Source organism: Dactylosporangium sp. NPDC049525, from assembly GCF_040676755.1.
Taxonomy (GTDB): Bacteria; Actinomycetota; Actinomycetes; order Mycobacteriales; family Micromonosporaceae; genus Dactylosporangium.
In genome coordinates, this window is record NZ_JBFAPO010000001.1 from 865,157 (window position 1) to 885,315 (window position 20,159).

Sequence of the window (20,159 nt, forward strand, 5' to 3'; positions counted from 1 at the left end):
GTCAGGTGGGTCAGTCGTCGAGCCAGTCCAGTGACCGCCGGTTGTTGCCGGCCTGGCCACGGGGGGTGCCCTGCGGCTCACCGTAGCCGCCACGCTGCTCGTAGTTGTCGTTGCCGCCCTCGTAGCCGTTGCCGGCCCGCGGTGGCTCAGGCACGCGCTCGTAGCCGTCGCGCTCATACCCGGCCGCGGGTTCGTAGCCGCCACGCTGCCCCGCGGCGGGCTCGTAGCCGCCGCGCTGCTCGTAGCCACCGCGTCCCGCGTAGGGGCCGTCGTAGTCGGCCTGGCCGTTGTACCCGTTGCCGGCGCTCGGGCTGTAGCCGCCGCCGGCGCTCGGGTAGCCGTCACCCGCGCCGCCACCGGGGCCGTAGCCGCCCTGACCGGCCGACGGGCCGTAGCCACCGGCACCCGCGCCACCGGGGCCGTAGCCGCCCTGATCCGCGCCGTACCCGTTGGCCCCGCCGGCGCCGTTGTAGCCGCCGCCGTAGCCGTTCTGGCCGGGCTCCGCGCCGTAGCCGTCGCCGCCGCTCTGCGCGCCCGCGTAGCCGTTGCCGGCACTGGGCTCCCAGCGCTGGGTGGAGTCGGCGTACGCGCCGCCCTGGGGGCCACCCGCCGGGCCGCCGTAGCCGCCGCCCTGGTCGTTGTAGCCGTTGCCGCCGCCCGCGCCGTACTCCGGGCCGTACGGGTCGACCGCCGGCCGGGACGACGGGCCGTAGCCCGCGCCCGCCGGTGCGCCCTGGGCGAAGCCGGCCTGGTCGTTGTAGCCGCCGCCGTTCGCGGCACCGTAGCCGGCGCCGGCGCCCGCGGCGCCGTAGCCCGAGCCGGCCCGCGGCAGCGGCGCACCATACGGGTCCGGGGGCACGTCGTAGTCGTTGACCCGGCCCGGCCGCACGATCGCGGTCGCGTCGTTGGCGGCGCCCCGGTTGATCATCGTGGGCGGCCCGCCCATCGCGCCGACCATCGTCGGGTCGGCCTGCGGCTGGCGGTAGCCGGGGCGCTGGCCCCCGCCGCCGCGCCGCGGGGCCGGCTCCTCCTCGAGCTCCTCGTCGTCATCGTCACCGCGGCGGCGCAGGAGCAGCACGATCGCGACGATGCCGAAGATCACCAGGAGCGCGCCGAGCGCGATCAGGATGTAGGAGGAGAGGCCACTGCCGCTGTCGTTGGAGGCATTGGAGGTGTTGTTCGCGCCGGGAGCCGCGGACTGCGAGTCGGCCCCGCCGGGTGTCGACGCCTCGTCCGTCGGCGGCGCCACCGCGGAGGCGGTCGCGCCGATCGGCACCAGCGCGATCCTGAGGCCGGTGTTCGACTTGGTGGCGACCCCGGTGACGTCCTTGGAACCGGCGTCGTAGCCGTTCATCGTGACCGAGATCGAGATGCCGCCGGGGACGATCGGGTTGGCCTCCGAGCCGAGGAAGCGGAACTGGCCGGCGTCGTTGGTGTTCACGGAACGGCTCTTGCCGGCGCCGTCCTCCATCGCGACCGAGGCGCCCTTGATGGCCTTGCCGGTCGTCGAGTCGTTGACCGTGCCCGAGACCTCGGTCACGGTCGGCGTCGCGGCGGCGGTCTGCGGCGGGCCCTTGAGGTTGATGGTGTAGCTGCCGTTCGCGCCGCCGCCGCTGATCGAGCCCTGCTGGTTGTTGAGGCTCGCACCGGGCTGCAGCGTGCTCGGGGTCTTGGCCTGGACCTGGAACGTCAGGTTCTTCGTCCCGTTCTGCGGCACGTCGACGTCGGTGCAGGTGACGGTGTTGCCGCCGGGCGAGTCGCAGCCGGCGTCGGCCGGGACGGCCTTGATGGTGATGTTCCCGTTCGCGGACGGTGCGGTGAAGGTCACCGCTACGTCGTCCGTCTTGTCACCCGAGAACTGGACGACCACGTTTTTCGTGTCGCCTGGGTTCATGTCGAACGAGCCGGTCTGCACGGCGATGGTCACCGCCGCCGCCGCGGGTGATGCCAGCCCGGTGACCAGGCCACCCGTCACCAGTACGGCCGCCGCCCCTGCGCGGAGCAGCAAGGCTCGTCGGTGGGTAGTCACGTCCACACCCCTCCGGATCTTGACTTTCACCCGAGCGTCTCTGCCGAGCATGTCTGTCGATGGTCCAACATGCGAGCGGGGCTCGCTTTGCATGGTGCGCCGCAGCAAACTATGCCTTGTCCACAGGGGTCGGCGAAAGGCGCAGGGTGTTGCGACCGGCCCACACCGAGTCGTATCGTCCCGTCATGTCCACTCCGCACCGATATTCCGAAACGGTGCAAACCGTCCTAGATGCGATGGATGACGGAATCGTTCCCGACCGGCTCGCCCTGCGTGACGCTGTGCGTGAGCTGCTGGCTGACCTGCGGTCCCGAGTTCCCGGCCGTTCGGTGGAGGTGCGGGTTCCTCCGTACGGTGCGATTCAATGTGTCGAAGGACCGCGGCACACGAGAGGTACGCCACCCAACGTCGTGGAGACCGACCCCGCCACCTGGCTCGAGATCGCCACGGGTCGGAAATCGTGGCATGAAGCAGTCAGCACCGGGAAGATCCGTGCGAGCGGGGTTCGGGCTGATTTATCGGCCTATCTACCCTTGTGACTCCGCATTTGGTGCGCGACACTGATTACGAACTGCGCGCGAACTGTGGCTGTGCGTCATGGCTAATTCCTCGCGTACACTTTGGGTCGCGAAGGCGACCGAATTTCCGGCGCCTATCAGGTCGGATTCCCCTCGGCCCACACCGCCGACGAACCCAGGTAACTGCGACGACAGGAGCGGCAACGTGCCCCGAGGCGATGGCCGGTTGAGCCACGAGCTCGACCCCCAGCGTCCAGGTCCTCAGGACAAGTGCGGTGTGTTCGGCGTCTGGGCGCCGGGCGAAGAGGTCGCGAAGATGACCTACTACGGACTGTATGCATTACAGCACCGTGGTCAGGAAGCGGCCGGCATCGCGGTGTCCGACGGTTCCGGCGTGGTGGTGTACAAGGATCTCGGCCTCGTGTCACAGGTCTTCGACGAGCCGACCCTGGCGAGCCTGCGCGGCCACATCGCGATCGGCCACGCCCGCTACTCCACCACCGGCGGCTCCAACTGGGAGAACGCGCAGCCCACCCTGCGCTCGACCGCCCCCGGCGAGGACCGCGGCGGCACCACGATCGCCCTGGCGCACAACGGCAACCTGGTCAACACCGCCGAGCTGGCCCGCCGCGTCGCGGAGCTCGGCGAGCGCGACCAGATGAACTCCACGAACGACACCGCGCTGGTGACGGCGCTGCTCGCGGCCCGCCCGGACCTCTCCGTCGAGGCCGCGGCCCTGGACGTGCTGCCGACGTTGCGCGGCGCCTTCAGCTTCGTCTTCATGGACGAGGACACCCTGTATGCGGCCCGTGACGTCAACGGCGTCCGCCCGCTCGTCCTCGGCCGCCTCGAGCGTGGCTGGGTCGTGGCGAGCGAGACCGCCGCGCTCGACATCGTCGGCGCCAGCGTCGTGCGCGAGATCGAGCCCGGCGAGCTGATCGCCATCGACGAGCACGGGCTGCGCTCCAGCCGCTTCGGCACCCCGGACCCCAAGGGCTGCCTGTTCGAATACGTCTACCTGGCCCGCCCCGACACCACCATCGTCGGGCGCAACGTGCACGCCGCGCGCGTGGCGATCGGCCGCACCCTCGCCCGGGAGCACCCGGTCGAGGCCGACATGGTCATGCCCGTGCCGGAGTCCGGCACGCCGGCCGCGATCGGCTACGCGAGCGAGTCCGGCATCACGTTCGGCCACGGCCTCGTCAAGAACGCCTATGTCGGGCGCACCTTCATCCAGCCGTCCCAGACGATCCGCCAGCTGGGCATCCGGCTCAAGCTCAACCCGCTGCGCGACAACGTGCGGGGCAAGCGCCTCGTGGTTGTCGACGACTCCATCGTGCGCGGCAACACCCAACGTGCGATCGTACGTATGCTGCGAGAAGCAGGCGCGGTCGAAGTCCACGTCCGCATCTCGTCGCCGCCGGTCAAGTGGCCGTGCTTCTACGGCATCGACTTCGCCACCCGCGCGGAGCTGCTCGCCAACGGGCTCGACCTCGAAGGGATCCGCCGGTCGATCGGCGCCGACTCGCTCGGCTACGTTTCGCTGCCCGGCCTGATCGCGGCGACGGAGCAGCCGGCCAACCGGCTGTGCAGCGCGTGCTTCGACGGTCAGTATCCGATCGAGCTGCCGGCCGACAACGTGATCGGCAAGCACGTCCTGGAAGGTGTGGCGCGCGCTGCGGGGGCCGCTCCCACCACGACGGACGGTGGCGCGGTCAGCGTCGCCGCCAGTCCGGGCGGTTCGGGCGCACTGCTGCGCCCATGACCCGCCCACCCGAAGCACCATGCGGTGGCCGCCGCCGAGGCAGACAAAGGGGAGAAAGTGACGCACGTGGATGAGCGCGCCGAGAAGGCCGGTGAGACCGGCCAGGGCAGCACCCCCGAGCGGCAGTTGTGGACCGCCGGCAACGGCAGGGGCCGCCGGCGCACCGTGACGTATGCGGACGCGGGCGTGTCGATCCACGCCGGCGAGAAGGCCGTCGAGCTGCTCCGCACCAAGGTGCACCGGACCCACCGGCCCGAGGTCATGGGCGACATCGGCGGGTTCGCCGGGTTGTTCCGGCTCGACCTCAAGAAGTACAAGAGCCCGATCCTCGCCTCGTCGACCGACGGCGTCGGCACGAAGCTCGCCATCGCCCAGGCCATGGGCATCCACGACACGGTCGGCATCGACCTGGTCGCGATGGTCGTCGACGACCTGGTGGCCTGCGGTGCCGAGCCGCTGTTCCTGCTCGACTACATCGCCTGCGGCGAGGTCGTGCCGGACCGGGTCGCGGAGATCGGCGCGGGCATCGCCGACGGCTGCCGGTATGCGGGCTGCGCCCTGCTCGGTGGCGAGACGGCGGAGCACCCCGGGGTGATGCGCCCTGACGAGTACGACATCTCCGGCACCGGCGTCGGCGTGGTGGAAGAGGACAAGATCCTCGGCCGCGATCGGGTCGAGGTCGGCGACGTCGTCATCGCCCTGCGCTCCACCGGGCTGCACTCCAACGGCTACTCCCTGGTCCGGCACGTGCTGCTCGGCGCCGGCCGGATGCGGCTGGACAGCGTGATCGACGAGTTCGGCTCGCAGCGCACCCTCGGCGAGGAGCTGCTCACGCCGACCCGGATCTACGCCAAGGACTGCCTCGACCTCATCACCGAGAGCGAGGTCCACGCGTATGCCCACGTCACCGGCGGCGGCATCCCCGGCAACCTGGTCCGGGTCCTGCCGGAGAACGTCGACGCCGTCGTCGACCGCTCGACCTGGCGGCCGCAGCCCATCTTCGACCTCGTGCGCACCAAGGGGCGCATCGAGGACATGGAGATGGAGAGCACCTTCAACATGGGCATCGGCATGCTGACCGTCGTCTCCGCCGAGGACGCGGACCGCACCCTGGCGTTCCTCGCCGGCCGCGGCCTGGACGCCTGGCAGGTCGGCGAGGTCATCGAGGGCACCGGCCAGGTGCAGATGGTCGGCTCGCACACGCGGGGCTGACCAGGAACTCAGCGACAGGGCGCCGTCGGAAGTCGCTGCGACGGCGCCCTGACCGTTCAGTGTCGGAATATGCGGGATTGAGCAAGTCTCACGTATCTGATCACTCGGGTCTTACCGCAACGGGGCAAGAGACCTAGGCTGATGCGACACGTCCCTACGCCTAAAAGGAGGACGGGGCGGTGTCGTGGAACGGCATGCGGGGCATCTCGCCGATCCCAGGCTATGTCGTGTTGCAGCCCACGACGTTGTGCAACCTGGACTGTACGTATTGTTACCTGCCCTTCCGGTCCCGTAACGACCGGATGAGCCCGGCGACGGCGGCCGCGGTTGCCGCGTCCGTCAACGGCTGGGCCGCCGGCAACGACCGCTTCTCCGTGGTCTGGCACGGCGGTGAGCCCCTGGCCGCGGGCCGCACGGCGCTCGCCGGGCTGATGGCCCCCTTCGAAGGCGTCGAGCACCACGTGCAGACCAACGCCACGCTGATCGACGACGCCTGGTGCGAGTTCTTCACCGAGCACCGGATGCACGTCAGCGTGAGCGTCGACGGGCCACCGGACCTGAACGGCGAGCGACTTGACCGCGGCGGGGCTCCGGCGTACGCAAAGATCCTCCACGGCATCGAGACGCTGCGCCGGCACGAGATCCCCTTCTCGGCGCTCTGTGTCGTGTCGAGCCCTGGCCCCGGCCTGGCCGGCCGGCTCTACGACTACTTCCTCGGCCTCGGCTGCGACGTCCTCGGGATCAACATCGAGGAGCAGGAAGGCGTCAACGCCCGCGTCAACGACTTCGGCACCGACGCGGTGCGCACCTTCTGGGCCGAGCTCGTCACGGCGTGGCGCCGCGACCCGCGCATCCACGTGCGGGAGATCGAGTGGACGCTGCGCTACGCCGGCGCGGTCCTGTCCGGCGGCGCCGACGACGTCCTGCCCGCGGCGCTCGACCCGATCCCGACGATCGCCGCCGACGGCAGGGTCTTCCTGCTTTCACCCGAGCTGGCAGGTTTCACGGACGCGCATTATGGCGACTTCTCATCCGGCAACGTGCTGCAGACATCACTCGCCGACATCCTGGCCGGCGCGGCCGGCTCAGCCGGATGGGTGGCGGAGTACCTGCGCGGGGTCGAGGCGTGCCGCTCGACCTGCCCGTACTTCGGCTTCTGCGGCGGCGCCCACGCGGCGAACCGCTACTTCGAGCACGGCAGATTCGACGGCACCGAGACGAATCACTGCCGCAACAGCAAGATTTGCCTTCTGGAGGGAGTGCTGGACCATGCCGGAGCACGCTGACCCGGTCACCGAGCGCGTCCACGAAGCCGCTGACGGCCTTCGTGTGCTGCTCGAGGAGGCCGCTGCGGCAAGGGCCGCCCGCTCGGAGGCGAGTGGCGAGGACGGCGCGAACGCCGTCTGTGCCTGGAACCACTTCGAGAACATCCCGACCTTCTACAACTGGAACAACCGTCCCCGTTGAGGGTCGCTCCAGAAGCATCAGGATGTGCCTGAACACCCACGTGGTGCGCCGTCGAGAGAACGGCCACCGCGTGGGTGTCTCGGACACGACGCGGGCACGTGGGGTCGCCACGTGCCCGTCAGCCGGGTTGACCGATGATCAACGACTCCGTGAGCGCCAATCGCTGTCGCTGGAGGAGTCGTCGTAGTTACCGTCGTCCTCGTCGTCGGCCTCATCGTCGACTTGTTCGCCGGTTCCGGCGTAGTCGTCGTAAGACTTCGGGCTGCCCGCGAGCTCGCGCTGCAACGCGTCGAGGTCGGTGTTGGGGGAGTGATACTTCAACTCCCTGGCCACCCTAGTCTGCTTGGCCTTCGCACGGCCGCGCCCCATGGCTCGACCCCCTCGCACAGAATTACGGGGCAGCCATTACCGGCAGGCCCCGACAACGTCAGGCATCTCTCGTGGCTCTTACGGTACATGTCGAGGGCACCTTTCGGCATCTCGCCCCTGCCGACCAATTCGGTGGCGTTGCTTACCCGACCGGACCGGTTGGGTAAGCACCACCGTCGTACCGTGGTCGTCACGCTTACAACAGGATCGTACGGAGCCTTCCGACGTCGGCCATCCGCCGTTCGGCGAGGCGGTCTGCGGCGACCGCCGGCGGGACCCCCTCAGCGTCCGCGAGCTGCAGGATCTCCCGTGTCGTGGCGAAGATCCGCCCGGCCCGCTGCTGCGCCCTGGCGAAGTTGAAGCCCTCGATCTCGTCGGCCACCTGGATGACCCCGCCCGAGTTGACGACGTAGTCCGGCGCATAGAGCACGTCGCGCTCGGCGAGCAGCTTCTCCACCCCCGGGTGAGCCAGCTGGTTGTTCGCGGCACCCGCGACGATCTTAGCGCGGAGCACCGCGACGGTCTCGTCGCTGAGCGCCCCGCCGAGCGCGCACGGCGCATACACGTCGAGGTCCGCCGCCACCAGCTCCTCGCTGCTGCCGACCACATCCACCTGCGGATACGTGGCTCGTACCCACTCCACCGCGCGCTCGTCGACGTCGGTGGCGACGACCGAGGCGCCGTCCTCGATGAGGTGCTCGGTGAGGTGCTTGCCGACCTTGCCGAGCCCCGCGATGCCGACCCGCCGGCCGGCGAGCGTGGGAGTGCCCCAGCGGTGCTCGGCGGCCGCCCGCATGCCCTGGAAGACCCCATAGGCGGTAAGGACCGACGAATCACCCGCGCCGCCGTGCGACTCGGAGCGCCCGGTGACGAACCTGGTCTCCTTGGCCACCACGTCCATGTCCTGCACATACGTGCCCACGTCGCACGCGGTGTAGTAACGACCGCCAAGGGACTGGACGAACCTGCCGTAGGCGCGCAGCAGCGCCTCGCTCTTGTCCTTGTCCGGGTCACCCCAGATCACGGCCTTGCCGCCGCCGAGGTCGAGCCCTGCCAGGGCGTTCTTGTAGGCCATCCCGCGCGACAGGTCCAGCACGTCGTGCAGGGCGTCGTCCTCGGAGGCGTACGGGTAGAAGCGGGTCCCGCCCAACGCCGGACCGAGCGCCGTCGAGTAGATGGCGATGATCGCGCGCAGGCCGGACGGCCGGTCGTGACAGTAGACGACCTGCTCGTGGCTGGTGGTGAAGACACCCATGGATGCTCCTGTGTCGGTGGGGGGCCCGATCCTCGTGAGACGGCGCCTGTGTACCGACCCTAATACCGGCAGACGCAGGTTTCGTGCGACGATCGGGCCGTGCCGTCGCTCTTCGCGTCATACCTGCGGGTATACGAGCCGCTGGCCGCCTTCGACCGCGACCACCAGTTGTACTGGCGTCGCTACGTGAAGGAGGGCCGGGCCGTTGCGCTGTCCGACGGCCCCGGCCGCCAGCGGACCTCGGTCATCGAGGCGCTCGGCGCCGGTTGGACGCGCCTGCCGGACCTCCCCGACGAGGCCTACGTCCTGGAGGCCGACGACACCCTGCTCGTCTGCCCGTGGAACCTGCGCATCCGGGTCGCCGAGGCGGCGCTCACCGCCCGTGACGGCGTGCCGAGCGTGATCGCCGACGCCTTCGTGCCGCCGGTCCTCGCCGGCCTCGCCCAGACGATCGTCGACGACTGGCGCAACGCCGACCACGTGCTGGAGCGCGGCATGCCGCGCGTGCACGAACAGGTCGCCACGTGGGGCGTGCCGTTGCGCTGGTTCGTCTTCGTCGACCTGGAGGAGCGGGAGCTGTCGCTGCGACCCGGGCGGCGGGTCCTGCGGTATCGCACCGAGATCTCCAAGGCCCGCCGGCGGGCGCACCGGGCGTATGCGGTGCTGCGCCGCGCCATCGGCGACGCGCCGATCACCGTCGCGGTCGAGGAGACCGCGCGGTGGCTGGAGGAGTTCCACTCCCGCTCGATCGTGGAGCTGGACTACGGCGGCCTGGTCGGCCTGCTCTCCGACGAGACGCTGGCCGAGGACGACTCACCGGGGCTGGTGTCGGCGGGGCTGTCCAGCGTGGCCCGCGGCGACGCCGACGAGGCCACCGAGGTGTACGAGAAGCTGGTCGAGCGCTGGCGCGCCGTGCAGCTGCTGGAGCGCTGCAACTAACCGGCGTTCCCGCCCCCTTGATCGTCCCCTTGATCGCCCCCTTGATATGTGTCCGGACCGGTCGAATGCCGGCTCCGGCGGTCAATCACGCACCGTGGCCGGCAATGGCGAGCAGGGTGACGGCGGGCGCCGATCCATGGGCGTTTCGGCCGTGTCGGCCGGGGCGGTGATTTCCGGTAATCCGTTCGGGTGACATTGGCCGGAGGTCTCGATCAAGGCATCGTCAGGGGTGAATGTCCGAATCTCTACACCCACGGACGGGTGTCACCCTTCGCAACCGAATCGCTCCTCAGGGGTGTCCGTTATGAGTTATTGGGAGAATTTTGTGGGCTACCGCTCACCCGGTCGAGTGAGCTAGATTCGTATCGACTCACCCACACAGCGTCACATCAGGCCCCGCTTTATCCCATTTCGTATCATCAAAATGGGAAAATTCACTTATTCATCATCCGTCCATACAGGGACCTTCAGCCGTTCGGCCCATGTCGGACATCGGGGACTAGCCGGACCATAGGAAACGCGTCGGCCGGCGGGACCCCGTCCGACGTTCCTGGGTACCTGTGGAGGAGTGACCGATGCCATCTCGCACGCATGAGCCTGAGCCGTTGCTAACGCCGGCTGAGGTCGCGTCGATGTTCCGCGTCGACCCGAAGACCGTCACCCGATGGGCGAAGGCGGGCAAGCTGAGCGCCATCCGCACCCTCGGCGGACACCGCCGCTATCGCGAATCCGAGGTGCGCGCCCTGCTCCAGGGACAGATCCCGCAGCAGCGCCAAGGCGACTGAGGCCGCAACCGTACCTCGCGCCTCCCTCCGGTGCCAAAACCACATGCTTGCTTCCGCAACGCGCTCGGATCATCACCCCCCGGTGATCCGAGCGCGTTGTTTTGTACTATTACTTGTGCCGCTGCCTGTGCCATCGCTTGTGCCGTTGCTTTGCGCGGGAACGGCCGTTCAGTCCAACGTGATCCGCACGCCGACCGTCGCGTCCTCGCCGCGCCGCTTGATGCTCATCCAGACAAAGAGGCGGCCGCGCAGGCCGTACTTCCGTTTGATGAGCTCACGCGCGGTGCGGGCACCCTCGGGGCCCAGGACCGTCGCGTGCCCCGGCACCGCATCGCCGGTCGGCACGCCGCGGACCGTGCACGGCGCGACCGTCACCGCGCCGTTCCTGCGGATCCGCTTGACCTTGCCGGACTCGCCGACCGTCCAGATCAGCAACGCCTCGCCGTCCCGCGCGACCCACACGGGGGTGGGCACCGGCGTCCCGTCACGGCGGAACGTCGTCACCGCGATGTACGCTTCGTCGCCCAACTGCTTCGCTGCGCTCGTCATAGGCCACACCGTACGAGGCGGCAACCCCTAGCGGGGACATCACACGCACGGGTGATGGGAGGCTAGTCTGATGGTCCCAGCCCGAACCCTTCGGAGATCGTAATGAAGCTGTCGATCCTGATGCCGGTCTACAACGAGGAAGTTCGCGTCGCTGACGCCGTCAAGCAGGCGCTCGATGTGGATTATCCGACCGAGACCGAGCTTGTCATCGTGGATGACGGGAGCCGGGACCGCACGGCGGAGATTTTGAACGGGTTGCATGATGAGCGGATCCGGGTGGTGTTGCATCCGCGGAACAAGGGCAAGGGTGCGGCGATCCGGACTGCGGTGGAGCATGCGACGGGTGACTACATGGTCATCCTGGATGCGGATCTGGAATACGATCCGCAGGACATCCCGAAGCTCCTCGAACCGGTCCTGGATGGTCGGGCGACGGTGGTGTACGGGAATCGGACGTTCGGCAGTCACAGTTCGTTTTCGTTCTGGTATGTGATGGGGAACAAGGCGGTCACGACCGCGGCGAACATGCTGTACAACTGCTATCTCGGTGACCTTGAGACGTGTTTCAAGTTGATGCCGGTGGAGTTGTACCGGTCGTTGCAGATCAGGTCGGCGGGGTTCGGCATGGAGGCCGAGGTGACGGGGAAGCTGCTGCGCAACCGGCACCGCCCGTATGAGGTGCCGATCAGTTACCGGGCCCGCACCCGTGAAGAGGGTAAGAAGATCACGTGGAAGGACGGCGTCGAGGCGCTGTGGATCCTCTCCCGGGAACGCGTCCGTAAGCCGTCCCGCAAGCGCTGACCCGCATGGCAGAGCACCTCACCATCGGCGAGCTCTCGGCGCGCAGCGGAGTCGCCCCGTCCGCACTGCGGTTCTACGAGAAGCTCGGCCTGATCCACTCCACCCGCACCGGCGGCAACCAGCGCCGCTACGAACGCTCCGAGCTGCGGCGGGTCTCGTTCATCAGGATCTCCGCGCAGGTCGGCATCCCGCTGGAGACGATCAAAGAGGCGCTCGCCTCCCTGCCGGCCAACCGCACCCCGACCCGCGGCGACTGGGAGCGGCTGTCCCGCAACTGGCGCGGCCACCTGGACCAGCAGATAGCCCTGCTCGAGCGGCTCCGCGACACGCTGACCGGATGCATCGGCTGCGGCTGCCTGTCGCTGACCCACTGCCTGCTGGCCAACGCGGGTGACCGCCTCGCCACCCGCGGCACCGGCCCGGTCATCCTCACGAACGCAGCCGTCACGGCCTCGTCAGAATGATCTTCCCGAAGTGCTCGCTGGACTCCATCAGCCGGTGCGCCTCGGCGGCGTCGGCCATCGGCACCCTGCTGTGCACGACCGGCCCGATGAGCCCCTCGTCGATCAAGGGCCACACTTCCTCCCGTACACCACGGATGATTGACGCTTTTTGCGCCAGCGACCGCGAGCGCAACGCCGTCGCGAACACGCTGCCACGCTTTGCCAGCAGCGCACCGAGGTCGAGCTCCGCCTTCCGGCCACCCTGCAAGCCGATCACGACCAGCCGGCCACCCTCGTTGAGCGCCTTCACGTTGCCCGCCAGGTAGGCGCCGCCGATGATGTCGAGGATGACGTCGGCCGTGACCGTCGCGCTGAAGTCCTCGACCGTGTAGTCGATCACCCGGTCCGCGCCGATCCTGGTCAACGCCTCGTGCTTGCTCTGCCGCGCCGTCGTCACCACGTGCGCGCCGAGCGCCTTGCCCAGCTGCACCGCGAACGTGCCGATCCCACTGCCGCCGCCGTGCACCAGCAGCGTCTCACCCGGCCTGATCCCCGCGACGTCCACGACGTTGGAGAACACCGTCGCGGCCGCCTCGGGCAGCGCGGCCGCGTCTTCCAGCGTCACATTCCGCGGTACGGGCAGCAGCTGCCCGACCGGAGCCACCGCCAGCTCGGCGTAGCCACCGCCCGAGATCAACGCACACACGTCCTGACCGACCTGCCAGTGGTGCGCGCCGGCCGCGACCTCGACGATCCGCCCCGACACCTCCATGCCCGGATACGGCGGCGCACCCGCCGGCGGCGGATAGTGCCCCTGCCGCTGCAACAGATCGGCGCGGTTGACCCCCGCCGCGCGTACCTCGATCAGAACCTCGTCGTGTGCCGGCACCGGATCGGGGACCTCGGTCCACCGCAGTACCTCAGGACCGCCCGGCTGCTCGATCGTGATCGCGTGCATGCGGACCATTTTGCGCTACGGCACGACCACGTCCGGCTCGGCGGTGGGCGTCTCGTCCTGAGCCTGCTCCCAGGGCGGGTGGTGCCCGTTGTGCGGCCATCCGGGCTGCCAGCCCGGGTGCCACGCGGTCGGCTCCTGGGTCGGCTCTTGGGTTGGCTCTTGCGTTGGTTCCTGGGTCGGTTCCTGCGTCGGTTCCTGGGTTACCGGTGGCTCGGTCGTCGGTGCCGCCGTTGTGGGTTGCGGGGTGGTCCTGGCGACGCCTGCCTTCTCGACCCGCTTCGCCTGCGCCGCCTTGACCGGCGGCTGCGGCTTCGCCGGCACGGCCCGGGTCTGCGGCGGCTGCCCGAGCTCCAGGACCGGCTGCGGTGCGGCAGGCACCCCGTACAGGTTGACGTCCTGCACCGGCTCCGGCGTCGCCACCCCCTGCTGCGCCGCCTGCGGTGCGGGCCTGCCCTGCTGTGGCGGCTCCCACCCCGCCGCACCGATCACCACACCCAACGCCGCCACCCCAACCCCACCCGCAACCAGCGCCACCAGTGGATGCCGCACAATCCGCCGATGCCTGGTGACGTACGCGACCCGTGGATCGTTGAAGAACAGATGCATACCGCTGGCCCCCGCCTGTAGCTTCTCGCTTGCGTCCTGAGTCTGCGCAGGTCAGGCTAATGTCGCGCGGCATTTGAGCCGGAGTGTCAAGATGTCATCTGGTCGCGGTCGCCCAGTCCGCCACCGCCCCCACAACGTCCGGCGTCCCTCACACGGGTGACCGCCGACGCCCCGGGGCGATCTGGCAGACTGGTCGACGTTCCGCTGGAGGGCTCGCCTAGTGGCCGATGGCGCCGGTCTTGAAAACCGGTGAGGCGTTCCGCGTCTCCGTGGGTTCGAATCCCACGCCCTCCGCACAGCACCACCAAAATGCCCGCTGAGCAGCACAAACGCTGTTGAACTGGCACTGCCGTCCATCGACTACCTGTCTAGTTGGATCTCACCAAACCTTGCTGCGGTCCACCGGTTGTGCATCAGGGCGTGCATGGAGCAAGGCAGCCGTAGCGAGATGGCCGCCCAGGCGTGGTGCTACAGCGAGTGCATCCGATTGGCCTCGCAACATGTCGAATCCCTTGATGCTGATGACGTCACCGGAGGTGCGCCAGCCAGCTCTTCCAGGGCTTATGGCGTCGGCCGCGATACGTCGAGCGCAACTTTGTGCGTGGCGCACTCGGGGCAAAGTACCGTATGGCTTGGAGCTGGTTCTGAATCAGCCCTGTAGATCATGTGGCGGATGGCTACGGTGGTCGCGTCATGAGTGGAAGCGACCCACCAGCGTCGCCTCGCTTCGAGAGTGCGTTTCAGAGAACAGTCGCGCCGAACGCAACATCTCGCGCACCCATCCACTCTGCACGGCTGTCGCACATACAGAACGGAGCCGCTTGGCGCCGCGCACCCTCAGGTTTTGTCATACCTCGGTGGTAAACCTGTATCGGGTGATGGCTGTTAGCGGCCGTCCGTGAACAGGAGGATCGAGCATGGACTCAAGAGCGATGGTGCTTACGGTCGCTACCGGCGTGGCGACGACCTGGCTCACCGCCAGAGTGATGAAGGAACTGAAGTTGCCGACGGCAGCAAGTCCGATCGTTGGTGTCGTTGTGGCAGCGGCGGTCAACAAGCTCGTTGGTCGACTGCACTGACGACGCCTGGGTCGCCGTAGCGAGCGCAGCAACTCGCTACGGCGACCCGACGTGTCGTACTTCTCTGCCGCCTGTTGTGGGATCAATGGTCTACCTCTGTGAATCCTGCAGGGCTACTTCAACTTGGCATCGCACGGCTTCGTCTTGACCGTCAACGCACTTGGCGTAGACCTTCAAACGGCACGCTCACACTCTGGCCAGCACACTCCGCGACCTGGGTCATACCTCTTCCAACCCGCTTCGACGGCCCGCTCGCTCGTCACCACTCCAAGCATCGGCATGTGGCACCCTAGCGCTGCCGACCAATTACTGCGCGTCGCGGCTTCTCCGATGAATCTGCAAACCAACCGTGCCTGCAACCGCCCCCACCATGGCACTTATCGCCGTGACGGCAGTAGTTCCCAGCGAACCGACGTCTCGCCATGCGTTGAGTGCGACTATTGCCATCACTGCACCGATGCCAGCACCGGCAAGGAGGAAGATCGCGCGATGCATGTCGAATGCGGATTGGTTGACGTTCCCGAACTCGGGCGAACGTCGACCAATCTGACGTTTCGACGTTTGGGCTGGCGGTCTGGTCGGCACGCGCGAACCTCTCTTGATTGTTTGTTCCCTTGTTACTGCAGGTTGCACACGCTCGGTAACGTTGGAAGAATCGCATTCGCGTCGGAATTCTTGCGCGGAAGCAGGGCTACTGCGTTGTTAATATTATTCCGATTCGTTCTTTTGGGAAAGCAATCTGATCTTCCGGCCTCCATCGGATGTTTCGTCCGACAAAGCCTCGATGACGGCATGGCCGTATTCCTTAATGCCGCCAATCGAGAATATCCCGCTAGGTGCGGTCTTTCCGGCCACGCCTTCCCATGGAGAATAGGCATCCTTTCCCGGCCGCTTGGCTTCCTTGTTCCAGCAAACATCGCTCAACTTATCGAGGATTGCCTGACGTGAAAGTGCCGGGGTCTGAAGCGAGCGAGGTGGATTCGGAAGAGCATGATGCACCATGGCCCCAAGTGCGGCCATAATCACGGGAGAGCTGACCACGGTTTCGTTCCGGTGGAGAAATTCCGGTTGCAGCATCTCGAGCAAGGGCAACCACACATCCATAACGGCGGCGGCGACGGCGTTTTCATCCACTCGGCCAAGTTTCTCGGCCACTGGCTTAGCTCCGAGGCTTAGACCAGGCCGTCCGAGCAGAGATGTGACGACCGCCGACCGAAGTGCGCTGACGGTGACAAGCTCAGGACTATTCCGGCCAAGTTGTCGGCCGGTCTGCATGACCCGGCCTCTCAATACCGACGACCGCTCTTCCAACTCTCGTGCGATCCTTGTGGCGAAGTCAGAACTGTCCATGCTAATTCCGATGGCTACGTTAGGTCGAACGCCCAGCAGGTTGAAGTCATGAAATACCTGGCGTGCCCATCCAACTGGTTTGCCATGGACGATCGTGACAGCGACCTTCACTTGGTCGATGGCCGACTCTCGTGATGATGCCCATGCCCAAGCTAGCCGTTGAGTTTCACCATCAGTGTTTACAAGAAAGTCGCCCGGCTTTAGCAAGAATCCGATACCTTTTCCGTCGGGCAGCGCATAGAGCTCAAGCGCTTGCTCGCGGAACAACGGCATGGTGGGCACGTCCCAATCTTTCCGCTCCTGGCGGAAACCCTCCAGAATGTATTGCCCGTAGCTGGCGACGTTTGCTTTTTTAGCGTTTGTGACGCTGCGTTGAACTTTACTGCGGACATCGGCCGCAAGTCGCTTCCGGCTGTCCCCGGCGAGAATCTTGGGGTTTTCAAGATCTGTGGGCTCAATTACTGCTTGACGAAGTGCTGCCACGGTCATGACCGTTTGAAGCTTGTGTTCATCCACTGGGATGCAGGGAACGATGCTGCCTTCTCCCCAGGGGATCTCGCTGCTCTGGTGAATATGCACATTGCTCCAGGTCTGAATCGGCCGCCCACATCGGACTCATGTCACTGTGACAGACTAGAGCTCCTCGAGCAAGTCGATCTTGTCCCTCGAGGAGGTAGATCCGCACCTCGAGTCGAGGGATACCCCATACGGGAAGGCTCGAGGGATGCATCAGTGCAGGCAGGTGGCAAGTTCGCCGTATAGCGTGCGGTGACGATGTCAGAGGCGGAGGTGTTCAAGTATGAACGACGCAGTAGTGTGACAATCACTTAAAGTAACGGATTGACCTGGTCTAGCGCTTCTCTGTAGGTCCTGCTGGGATGGACGGGCGATAAGGCCACCGTCGAACGGTTGCGACGTGATGTGCTGAAGTTCCAGCGATGGTTGTAACCGAGCCATTCTGGGGGGATCGGTTGGAATCGACAATGCTGTCGCGGCATTGCGGTCTCACGCCGCCGACTCGACAGGGCTGGTGCTGGCGTTCGAGTTGTTCTAGAGGTGTTGGCTTGCGGATTCAGGCGGAGCTCGCGCTGTTGGAAGCGTGCCTGAGGCGCCCTCTGATGTGCCTGTCGGTTGTGTAGAAGCAGCTCAGGAGTGGTGTCTATCCCGGTCGCAGGTCTTCTAGGTGTCGGCAAGGACGGGCCGGTGGCGGTCAAGGCCTGTCGTTGGCCGACGCGTGGCGTGGCTGATCTCGCCCGCTTCGATGCCGAGATCCGTGACATGACGCGGCTGTCCGCCGAAGGCTGCCTAGTACCGCTGCTCGGCTCGGGTCTCCTACGGGCCGGACGGGCGTACGTCGTGATGCGGCTGTGCGCCGGCGGCTCAATCGAGAAGTACCTGCCGCTGCCGGTCGCCCTGGTGTGAGAGGTCGTCGAGACGATTGGTCGAGCGGTCGGCGCGGTCCACCGGGCCGGCATAGTGCGCGGCCGGATCACGCCCCGCAAGATCCTCCTCAGCAGCGACGGTACGCCGCAGCTCGGGCTCTTCGGTGTCGACGCGATGGTCAGGCCGTCGCCACACGTAGTCCTCAACGGCACGATTCCGATCGCCTATCTCGCCCCAGAGGTCCTGCACGGGCAACCCCGGAGCCCAGCGCCGACGTGTACTCCCTCGGCGCCGGGCTGTACAGGCTGCTCACCGGCAGGCCATCCCACTTTCCGCCGGACCGCGAGCCAACCCTCGCCGAACAGCTCGACCTGCTCCGCGTGCCGGTGCCCCCACACCCCGCGGTCCCGGCCGGGTTGCTGCCGGGCGATGCGGGTCGGGGCCCGGCGACCTCGCCGAACTGCTCAGGGAGATCGCCCAGTTCCGCAGCGCCAGCTAGTCCACTAGCGCCGGGATGGCCGAGAAGACGTTGTCCGGGTCGTAACGGCGCTTGGCGGTCAGGAGGCGGTCGAGGTTGCCGGCGAACGAGGCGCGTGCCCGTGCGTCGTCGTCCGGGCCGAGCAGGTTCGGGTACCCACCAGGCAGCGAAACCGGGTCCAGTGCCGCCGCCACCGAGTCGGCCCAGGCGCGGTGCCGGTCGACGGAGTCCGTGGGCGGCCACACTGCGATCACCTCGACGACCTGGTGCGGTACGCGGTTCGCGAACGCGGTAGCCCCCGCATCGACGCGAGCCGCAGCGCCGTGGAACCGGTTGACGATCAGCGTCGAGAACGGCGAGGAGATACCGGCAGCACCGGCCACCAGCGCGTCGGCGGCGGTTGAGGACAGGTCGGGGAGCCAGCGGCTCCGGAGCAGGTAGTGGTTGCCGTCGACGATGTTGGCGTCGAACATGCTGAGCGCCGCCACGTACGGCATCGCGCCGACCTGGTCGACGATCGGGTGACCCAGGGAGCGCAGCGCGGCGATCGCCCGTTCGCCGGCGGCCACGTCCGTGCCGGACCAGAACGGGCACAGGAACACCATCGGGCCCGCCGGGCCGGGCAGGAATCCGGTCATGACGGTCAGCTCGTCGGGGGCGGCGGCGACGATCTCGGCGTAGCCGGCGAGGACCGTGCCGGCGTCGGCGAACGGGAACAGCAGCATGCCGGCGAGGACGGTGGGCAGGGCGTGCAGCTGGAATCGCAGCTCGGTGACGACGCCGAAGTTGGCGCCGCCGCCGCGCAGGGCCCACCACAGCTCGGGGTCGCCGTCCGGACCCGCGGTCACGGTGCTGCCGTCGGCGAGGACGACGTCGGCGCCGAGCAGGTTGTCCAGGGCCAGGCCGAAGCGGCCGACCAGAGGCCCGTACCCGCCGGCGGTGGTGAGCCCGGCCATGCCGACGCCGCTGACGACGCCGGTGGCGGTGACCAGGCCGTGCGGGGTCGTTGCGGCGAGCAGGTCGGCGGTCGTGGCGCCGCCCTGGACGGTGACGGTGCGCGCGGCCGGGTCGGCGGTGGCGGCCCGCATGCCGGTGAGGTCGATGACCAGGCCACCGTTACGGAGCGCCCGGCCGGCCCAGTCGTGTCCGCCGGCCCGCACGGACAGCGGCAGCCCGGCGTCGCGGGCCGCGCGGACGGCGGCGCTGACCTCGGCCGTGTCGCGGCACCGGGCGATGAGCGCCGGCTGGTGCGTCACGGCGGCGTTCCACACCCGCCGGGCTTCCTCGAAGCCGTCAACGGAATCCGGCGTGATCAGGCGCTCGCCGAGGCGTGGCCGGAGCGCACGGACGGCGGTGTCGATGTCGGCTGCGCTGATGGCGGTCATGGCGCCTCCCTGGCTGCGGATGGTCCGGCGACGGTACCGCGCAGCTCACCATCCGTGCCGTCACGAACACGACGCGCAGCAATTGAACCGCCACCGCCCCACACGCGTGCGAGACGTGCGACAGACGCCCCATAGACGGGTGTCACGCATGCCTGCCACGATGAAAGGCATGTCCGGACGTCTGCAACAGCAGCCGAACAACGGTCACTACGCGCTGCTCGCGCTGCTCCCGCCGGCGGCCGGATTCTTCGCCTGGCGGGCGGTCGAGCACCTGTCCGGCACCGGGTACGCCTGGCCCGTCCTGGGCGTGGGCGTCGTGGCCGGGATCGCGACCACGGCGGTCTGGGCGCGGCGGGTGCGGACCAGCGTCTCCGCGTGGCTGGCGGCCGGAGGGTTCGCCGGCGAGTTCGCCCTCGACCTCGTGGTCGACCAGTTCCGTGACGGCGGGACGGCCGCCATCGCCGGGATCAGCGAGGCATTCCTGGCCGGGTCACTGCTGGTCGGCGAGGTGGTGCTCGCGCTGTGGATCCACGGCAACTACCGCTTCGAGGAGGGCCACCGGGTCAGCGTCTGGCTGCTGGAGGGCCACAGCGCCAACGACCCCGAGTACTACCAGGCGTTCTGCGAATGTACGTGGCAGAGCGACCGCTTCGAGCTGGACGACGGTGACGACTCGGAGGAGCGCGCCTTCGAGGCCGCCCACGAGCACAGCCCGACCGTCCGCACGGACGTCTCCGTGAAGCTCTGAGTCCACATGCCGCGGGCCCGGTCGATCGCAGTGGATCGGC

The 20,159-nt window shown here is 67.9% G+C and carries 20 protein-coding genes and 1 tRNA gene; 13 read left to right on the forward strand and 8 right to left on the reverse strand.

Going from position 1 to position 20,159, the window contains the following annotated elements:
- Positions 1 to 10: 10 nt before the first annotated feature.
- Complete coding sequence (locus AB0K00_RS03915) at positions 11 to 2,029, reverse strand: carboxypeptidase regulatory-like domain-containing protein (RefSeq protein WP_363514759.1); 2,019 nt, start codon at positions 2,027 to 2,029, stop codon at positions 11 to 13.
- 185 nt (positions 2,030 to 2,214) lie between these two features.
- On the opposite strand from AB0K00_RS03915, the gene AB0K00_RS03920 reads away from it, so the two are divergent.
- From AB0K00_RS03920 to amcA, 5 genes are all read left to right on the forward strand, one after another.
- Positions 2,215 to 2,568: a sterol carrier family protein gene (locus tag AB0K00_RS03920; protein ID WP_363514762.1), complete on the forward strand. Its 354-nt coding sequence runs from the start codon at positions 2,215 to 2,217 to the stop codon at positions 2,566 to 2,568.
- A gap of 184 nt (positions 2,569 to 2,752) precedes the next feature.
- Positions 2,753 to 4,312, forward strand: coding sequence for an amidophosphoribosyltransferase (gene purF, locus AB0K00_RS03925; RefSeq protein ID WP_327007509.1), 1,560 nt, complete (start codon positions 2,753 to 2,755; stop codon positions 4,310 to 4,312).
- 57 nt (positions 4,313 to 4,369) lie between these two features.
- Positions 4,370 to 5,524, forward strand: a complete 1,155-nt coding sequence (gene purM, locus AB0K00_RS03930) for a phosphoribosylformylglycinamidine cyclo-ligase (protein ID WP_363514765.1) — start codon at positions 4,370 to 4,372, stop codon at positions 5,522 to 5,524.
- 194 nt (positions 5,525 to 5,718) lie between these two features.
- Complete coding sequence (gene amcB, locus AB0K00_RS03935) at positions 5,719 to 6,810, forward strand: cyclophane-forming radical SAM peptide maturase AmcB (protein ID WP_363515070.1); 1,092 nt, start codon at positions 5,719 to 5,721, stop codon at positions 6,808 to 6,810.
- Positions 6,794 to 6,991 carry a multiple cyclophane-containing RiPP AmcA gene (amcA, locus tag AB0K00_RS03940; RefSeq protein WP_363514768.1) on the forward strand — a complete coding sequence of 66 codons (198 nt, stop codon included), beginning with the start codon at positions 6,794 to 6,796 and terminating at the stop codon, positions 6,989 to 6,991. The genes amcB and amcA overlap by 17 nt, the downstream gene beginning before the upstream one ends.
- Positions 6,992 to 7,129: 138 nt before the next feature.
- Here amcA and AB0K00_RS03945 read toward each other — a convergent pair whose 3' ends face one another.
- The gene (locus tag AB0K00_RS03945; protein WP_363514771.1) at positions 7,130 to 7,360 is read right to left on the reverse strand and encodes a DUF3073 domain-containing protein; all 231 of its coding nucleotides are present in this window, start codon (positions 7,358 to 7,360) and stop codon (positions 7,130 to 7,132) included.
- Positions 7,361 to 7,556: 196 nt separating this feature from the next.
- The gene (locus AB0K00_RS03950; protein ID WP_363514774.1) at positions 7,557 to 8,615 is read right to left on the reverse strand and encodes a Glu/Leu/Phe/Val dehydrogenase dimerization domain-containing protein; all 1,059 of its coding nucleotides are present in this window, start codon (positions 8,613 to 8,615) and stop codon (positions 7,557 to 7,559) included.
- 99 nt (positions 8,616 to 8,714) lie between these two features.
- Between AB0K00_RS03950 and AB0K00_RS03955 the strand changes: the two genes are divergently transcribed.
- Together AB0K00_RS03955 and AB0K00_RS03960 are read left to right on the forward strand one after the other, a co-directional pair.
- Complete coding sequence (locus AB0K00_RS03955; RefSeq protein ID WP_363514777.1) at positions 8,715 to 9,554, forward strand: hypothetical protein; 840 nt, start codon at positions 8,715 to 8,717, stop codon at positions 9,552 to 9,554.
- A gap of 575 nt (positions 9,555 to 10,129) precedes the next feature.
- Complete coding sequence (locus AB0K00_RS03960) at positions 10,130 to 10,339, forward strand: BldC family transcriptional regulator (protein ID WP_033365012.1); 210 nt, start codon at positions 10,130 to 10,132, stop codon at positions 10,337 to 10,339.
- A 168-nt stretch (positions 10,340 to 10,507) separates the two neighbouring features.
- Here AB0K00_RS03960 and AB0K00_RS03965 read toward each other — a convergent pair whose 3' ends face one another.
- The gene (locus AB0K00_RS03965) at positions 10,508 to 10,888 is read right to left on the reverse strand and encodes a PPOX class F420-dependent oxidoreductase (protein ID WP_363514780.1); all 381 of its coding nucleotides are present in this window, start codon (positions 10,886 to 10,888) and stop codon (positions 10,508 to 10,510) included.
- Between the two features lie 102 nt (positions 10,889 to 10,990).
- Between AB0K00_RS03965 and AB0K00_RS03970 the strand changes: the two genes are divergently transcribed.
- Together AB0K00_RS03970 and soxR are read left to right on the forward strand one after the other, a co-directional pair.
- A complete protein-coding gene (locus tag AB0K00_RS03970) occupies positions 10,991 to 11,689 on the forward strand; it encodes a glycosyltransferase family 2 protein (RefSeq protein WP_363514783.1) in 699 nt (232 codons plus the stop codon).
- A 5-nt stretch (positions 11,690 to 11,694) separates the two neighbouring features.
- Entirely contained in the window at positions 11,695 to 12,153 is a 459-nt protein-coding gene (gene soxR, locus AB0K00_RS03975; RefSeq protein ID WP_363514786.1) for a redox-sensitive transcriptional activator SoxR, read from the forward strand.
- On the opposite strand, the gene AB0K00_RS03980 is transcribed toward soxR, so the two are convergent.
- Both AB0K00_RS03980 and AB0K00_RS03985 read right to left on the reverse strand, forming a co-directional pair.
- On the reverse strand, positions 12,134 to 13,090 hold the full coding sequence (locus tag AB0K00_RS03980; RefSeq protein WP_363514789.1) for an NAD(P)H-quinone oxidoreductase: 957 nt from the start codon (positions 13,088 to 13,090) through the stop codon (positions 12,134 to 12,136). The two genes, soxR and AB0K00_RS03980, sit on opposite strands and share 20 nt — an antisense overlap.
- A gap of 15 nt (positions 13,091 to 13,105) precedes the next feature.
- Positions 13,106 to 13,588 (reverse strand): hypothetical protein, encoded by a 483-nt coding sequence (locus tag AB0K00_RS03985; protein ID WP_363514792.1) that lies wholly within the window; start codon positions 13,586 to 13,588, stop codon positions 13,106 to 13,108.
- A 314-nt stretch (positions 13,589 to 13,902) separates the two neighbouring features.
- Here AB0K00_RS03985 and AB0K00_RS03990 point away from each other — a divergent pair.
- Positions 13,903 to 13,990: transfer RNA gene (locus tag AB0K00_RS03990), tRNA-Ser, on the forward strand.
- Between the two features lie 623 nt (positions 13,991 to 14,613).
- Positions 14,614 to 14,775: a hypothetical protein gene (locus AB0K00_RS03995; protein WP_363514795.1), complete on the forward strand. Its 162-nt coding sequence runs from the start codon at positions 14,614 to 14,616 to the stop codon at positions 14,773 to 14,775.
- A gap of 708 nt (positions 14,776 to 15,483) precedes the next feature.
- Here AB0K00_RS03995 and AB0K00_RS04000 read toward each other — a convergent pair.
- A complete protein-coding gene (locus AB0K00_RS04000; RefSeq protein ID WP_363514798.1) occupies positions 15,484 to 16,641 on the reverse strand; it encodes a DNA sulfur modification protein DndB in 1,158 nt (385 codons plus the stop codon).
- A 687-nt stretch (positions 16,642 to 17,328) separates the two neighbouring features.
- Between AB0K00_RS04000 and AB0K00_RS04005 the strand changes: the two genes are divergently transcribed.
- Complete coding sequence (locus tag AB0K00_RS04005) at positions 17,329 to 17,547, forward strand: hypothetical protein (protein ID WP_363514801.1); 219 nt, start codon at positions 17,329 to 17,331, stop codon at positions 17,545 to 17,547.
- A gap of 456 nt (positions 17,548 to 18,003) precedes the next feature.
- Here AB0K00_RS04005 and AB0K00_RS04010 read toward each other — a convergent pair whose 3' ends face one another.
- Entirely contained in the window at positions 18,004 to 19,371 is a 1,368-nt protein-coding gene (locus AB0K00_RS04010; RefSeq protein ID WP_363514804.1) for an FAD-binding oxidoreductase, read from the reverse strand.
- Between the two features lie 169 nt (positions 19,372 to 19,540).
- On the opposite strand from AB0K00_RS04010, the gene AB0K00_RS04015 reads away from it, so the two are divergent.
- A complete protein-coding gene (locus AB0K00_RS04015) occupies positions 19,541 to 20,119 on the forward strand; it encodes a hypothetical protein (RefSeq protein WP_363514807.1) in 579 nt (192 codons plus the stop codon).
- Positions 20,120 to 20,159 lie beyond the last annotated feature (40 nt).

What these genes read in the sequence shown, in the direction of transcription:
- AB0K00_RS03945 (WP_363514771.1), bottom strand. Translation starts at nt 7,360, where the DNA reads ATGGGGCGCGGCCGTGCGAAGGCCAAGCAGACTAGGGTGGCCAGGGAG.
- AB0K00_RS03920 (WP_363514762.1), top strand. Translation starts at nt 2,215, where the DNA reads ATGTCCACTCCGCACCGATATTCCGAAACGGTGCAAACCGTCCTAGAT.
- amcB (WP_363515070.1), top strand. Translation starts at nt 5,719, where the DNA reads ATGCGGGGCATCTCGCCGATCCCAGGCTATGTCGTGTTGCAGCCCACG.
- AB0K00_RS03965 (WP_363514780.1), bottom strand. Translation starts at nt 10,888, where the DNA reads ATGACGAGCGCAGCGAAGCAGTTGGGCGACGAAGCGTACATCGCGGTG.
- AB0K00_RS03970 (WP_363514783.1), top strand. Translation starts at nt 10,991, where the DNA reads ATGAAGCTGTCGATCCTGATGCCGGTCTACAACGAGGAAGTTCGCGTC.
- soxR (WP_363514786.1), top strand. Translation starts at nt 11,695, where the DNA reads ATGGCAGAGCACCTCACCATCGGCGAGCTCTCGGCGCGCAGCGGAGTC.
- AB0K00_RS03950 (WP_363514774.1), bottom strand. Translation starts at nt 8,615, where the DNA reads ATGGGTGTCTTCACCACCAGCCACGAGCAGGTCGTCTACTGTCACGAC.
- amcA (WP_363514768.1), top strand. Translation starts at nt 6,794, where the DNA reads ATGCCGGAGCACGCTGACCCGGTCACCGAGCGCGTCCACGAAGCCGCT.
- AB0K00_RS04010 (WP_363514804.1), bottom strand. Translation starts at nt 19,371, where the DNA reads ATGACCGCCATCAGCGCAGCCGACATCGACACCGCCGTCCGTGCGCTC.
- AB0K00_RS03995 (WP_363514795.1), top strand. Translation starts at nt 14,614, where the DNA reads ATGGACTCAAGAGCGATGGTGCTTACGGTCGCTACCGGCGTGGCGACG.
- AB0K00_RS03980 (WP_363514789.1), bottom strand. Translation starts at nt 13,090, where the DNA reads ATGCACGCGATCACGATCGAGCAGCCGGGCGGTCCTGAGGTACTGCGG.
- AB0K00_RS04015 (WP_363514807.1), top strand. Translation starts at nt 19,541, where the DNA reads ATGTCCGGACGTCTGCAACAGCAGCCGAACAACGGTCACTACGCGCTG.
- AB0K00_RS03960 (WP_033365012.1), top strand. Translation starts at nt 10,130, where the DNA reads ATGCCATCTCGCACGCATGAGCCTGAGCCGTTGCTAACGCCGGCTGAG.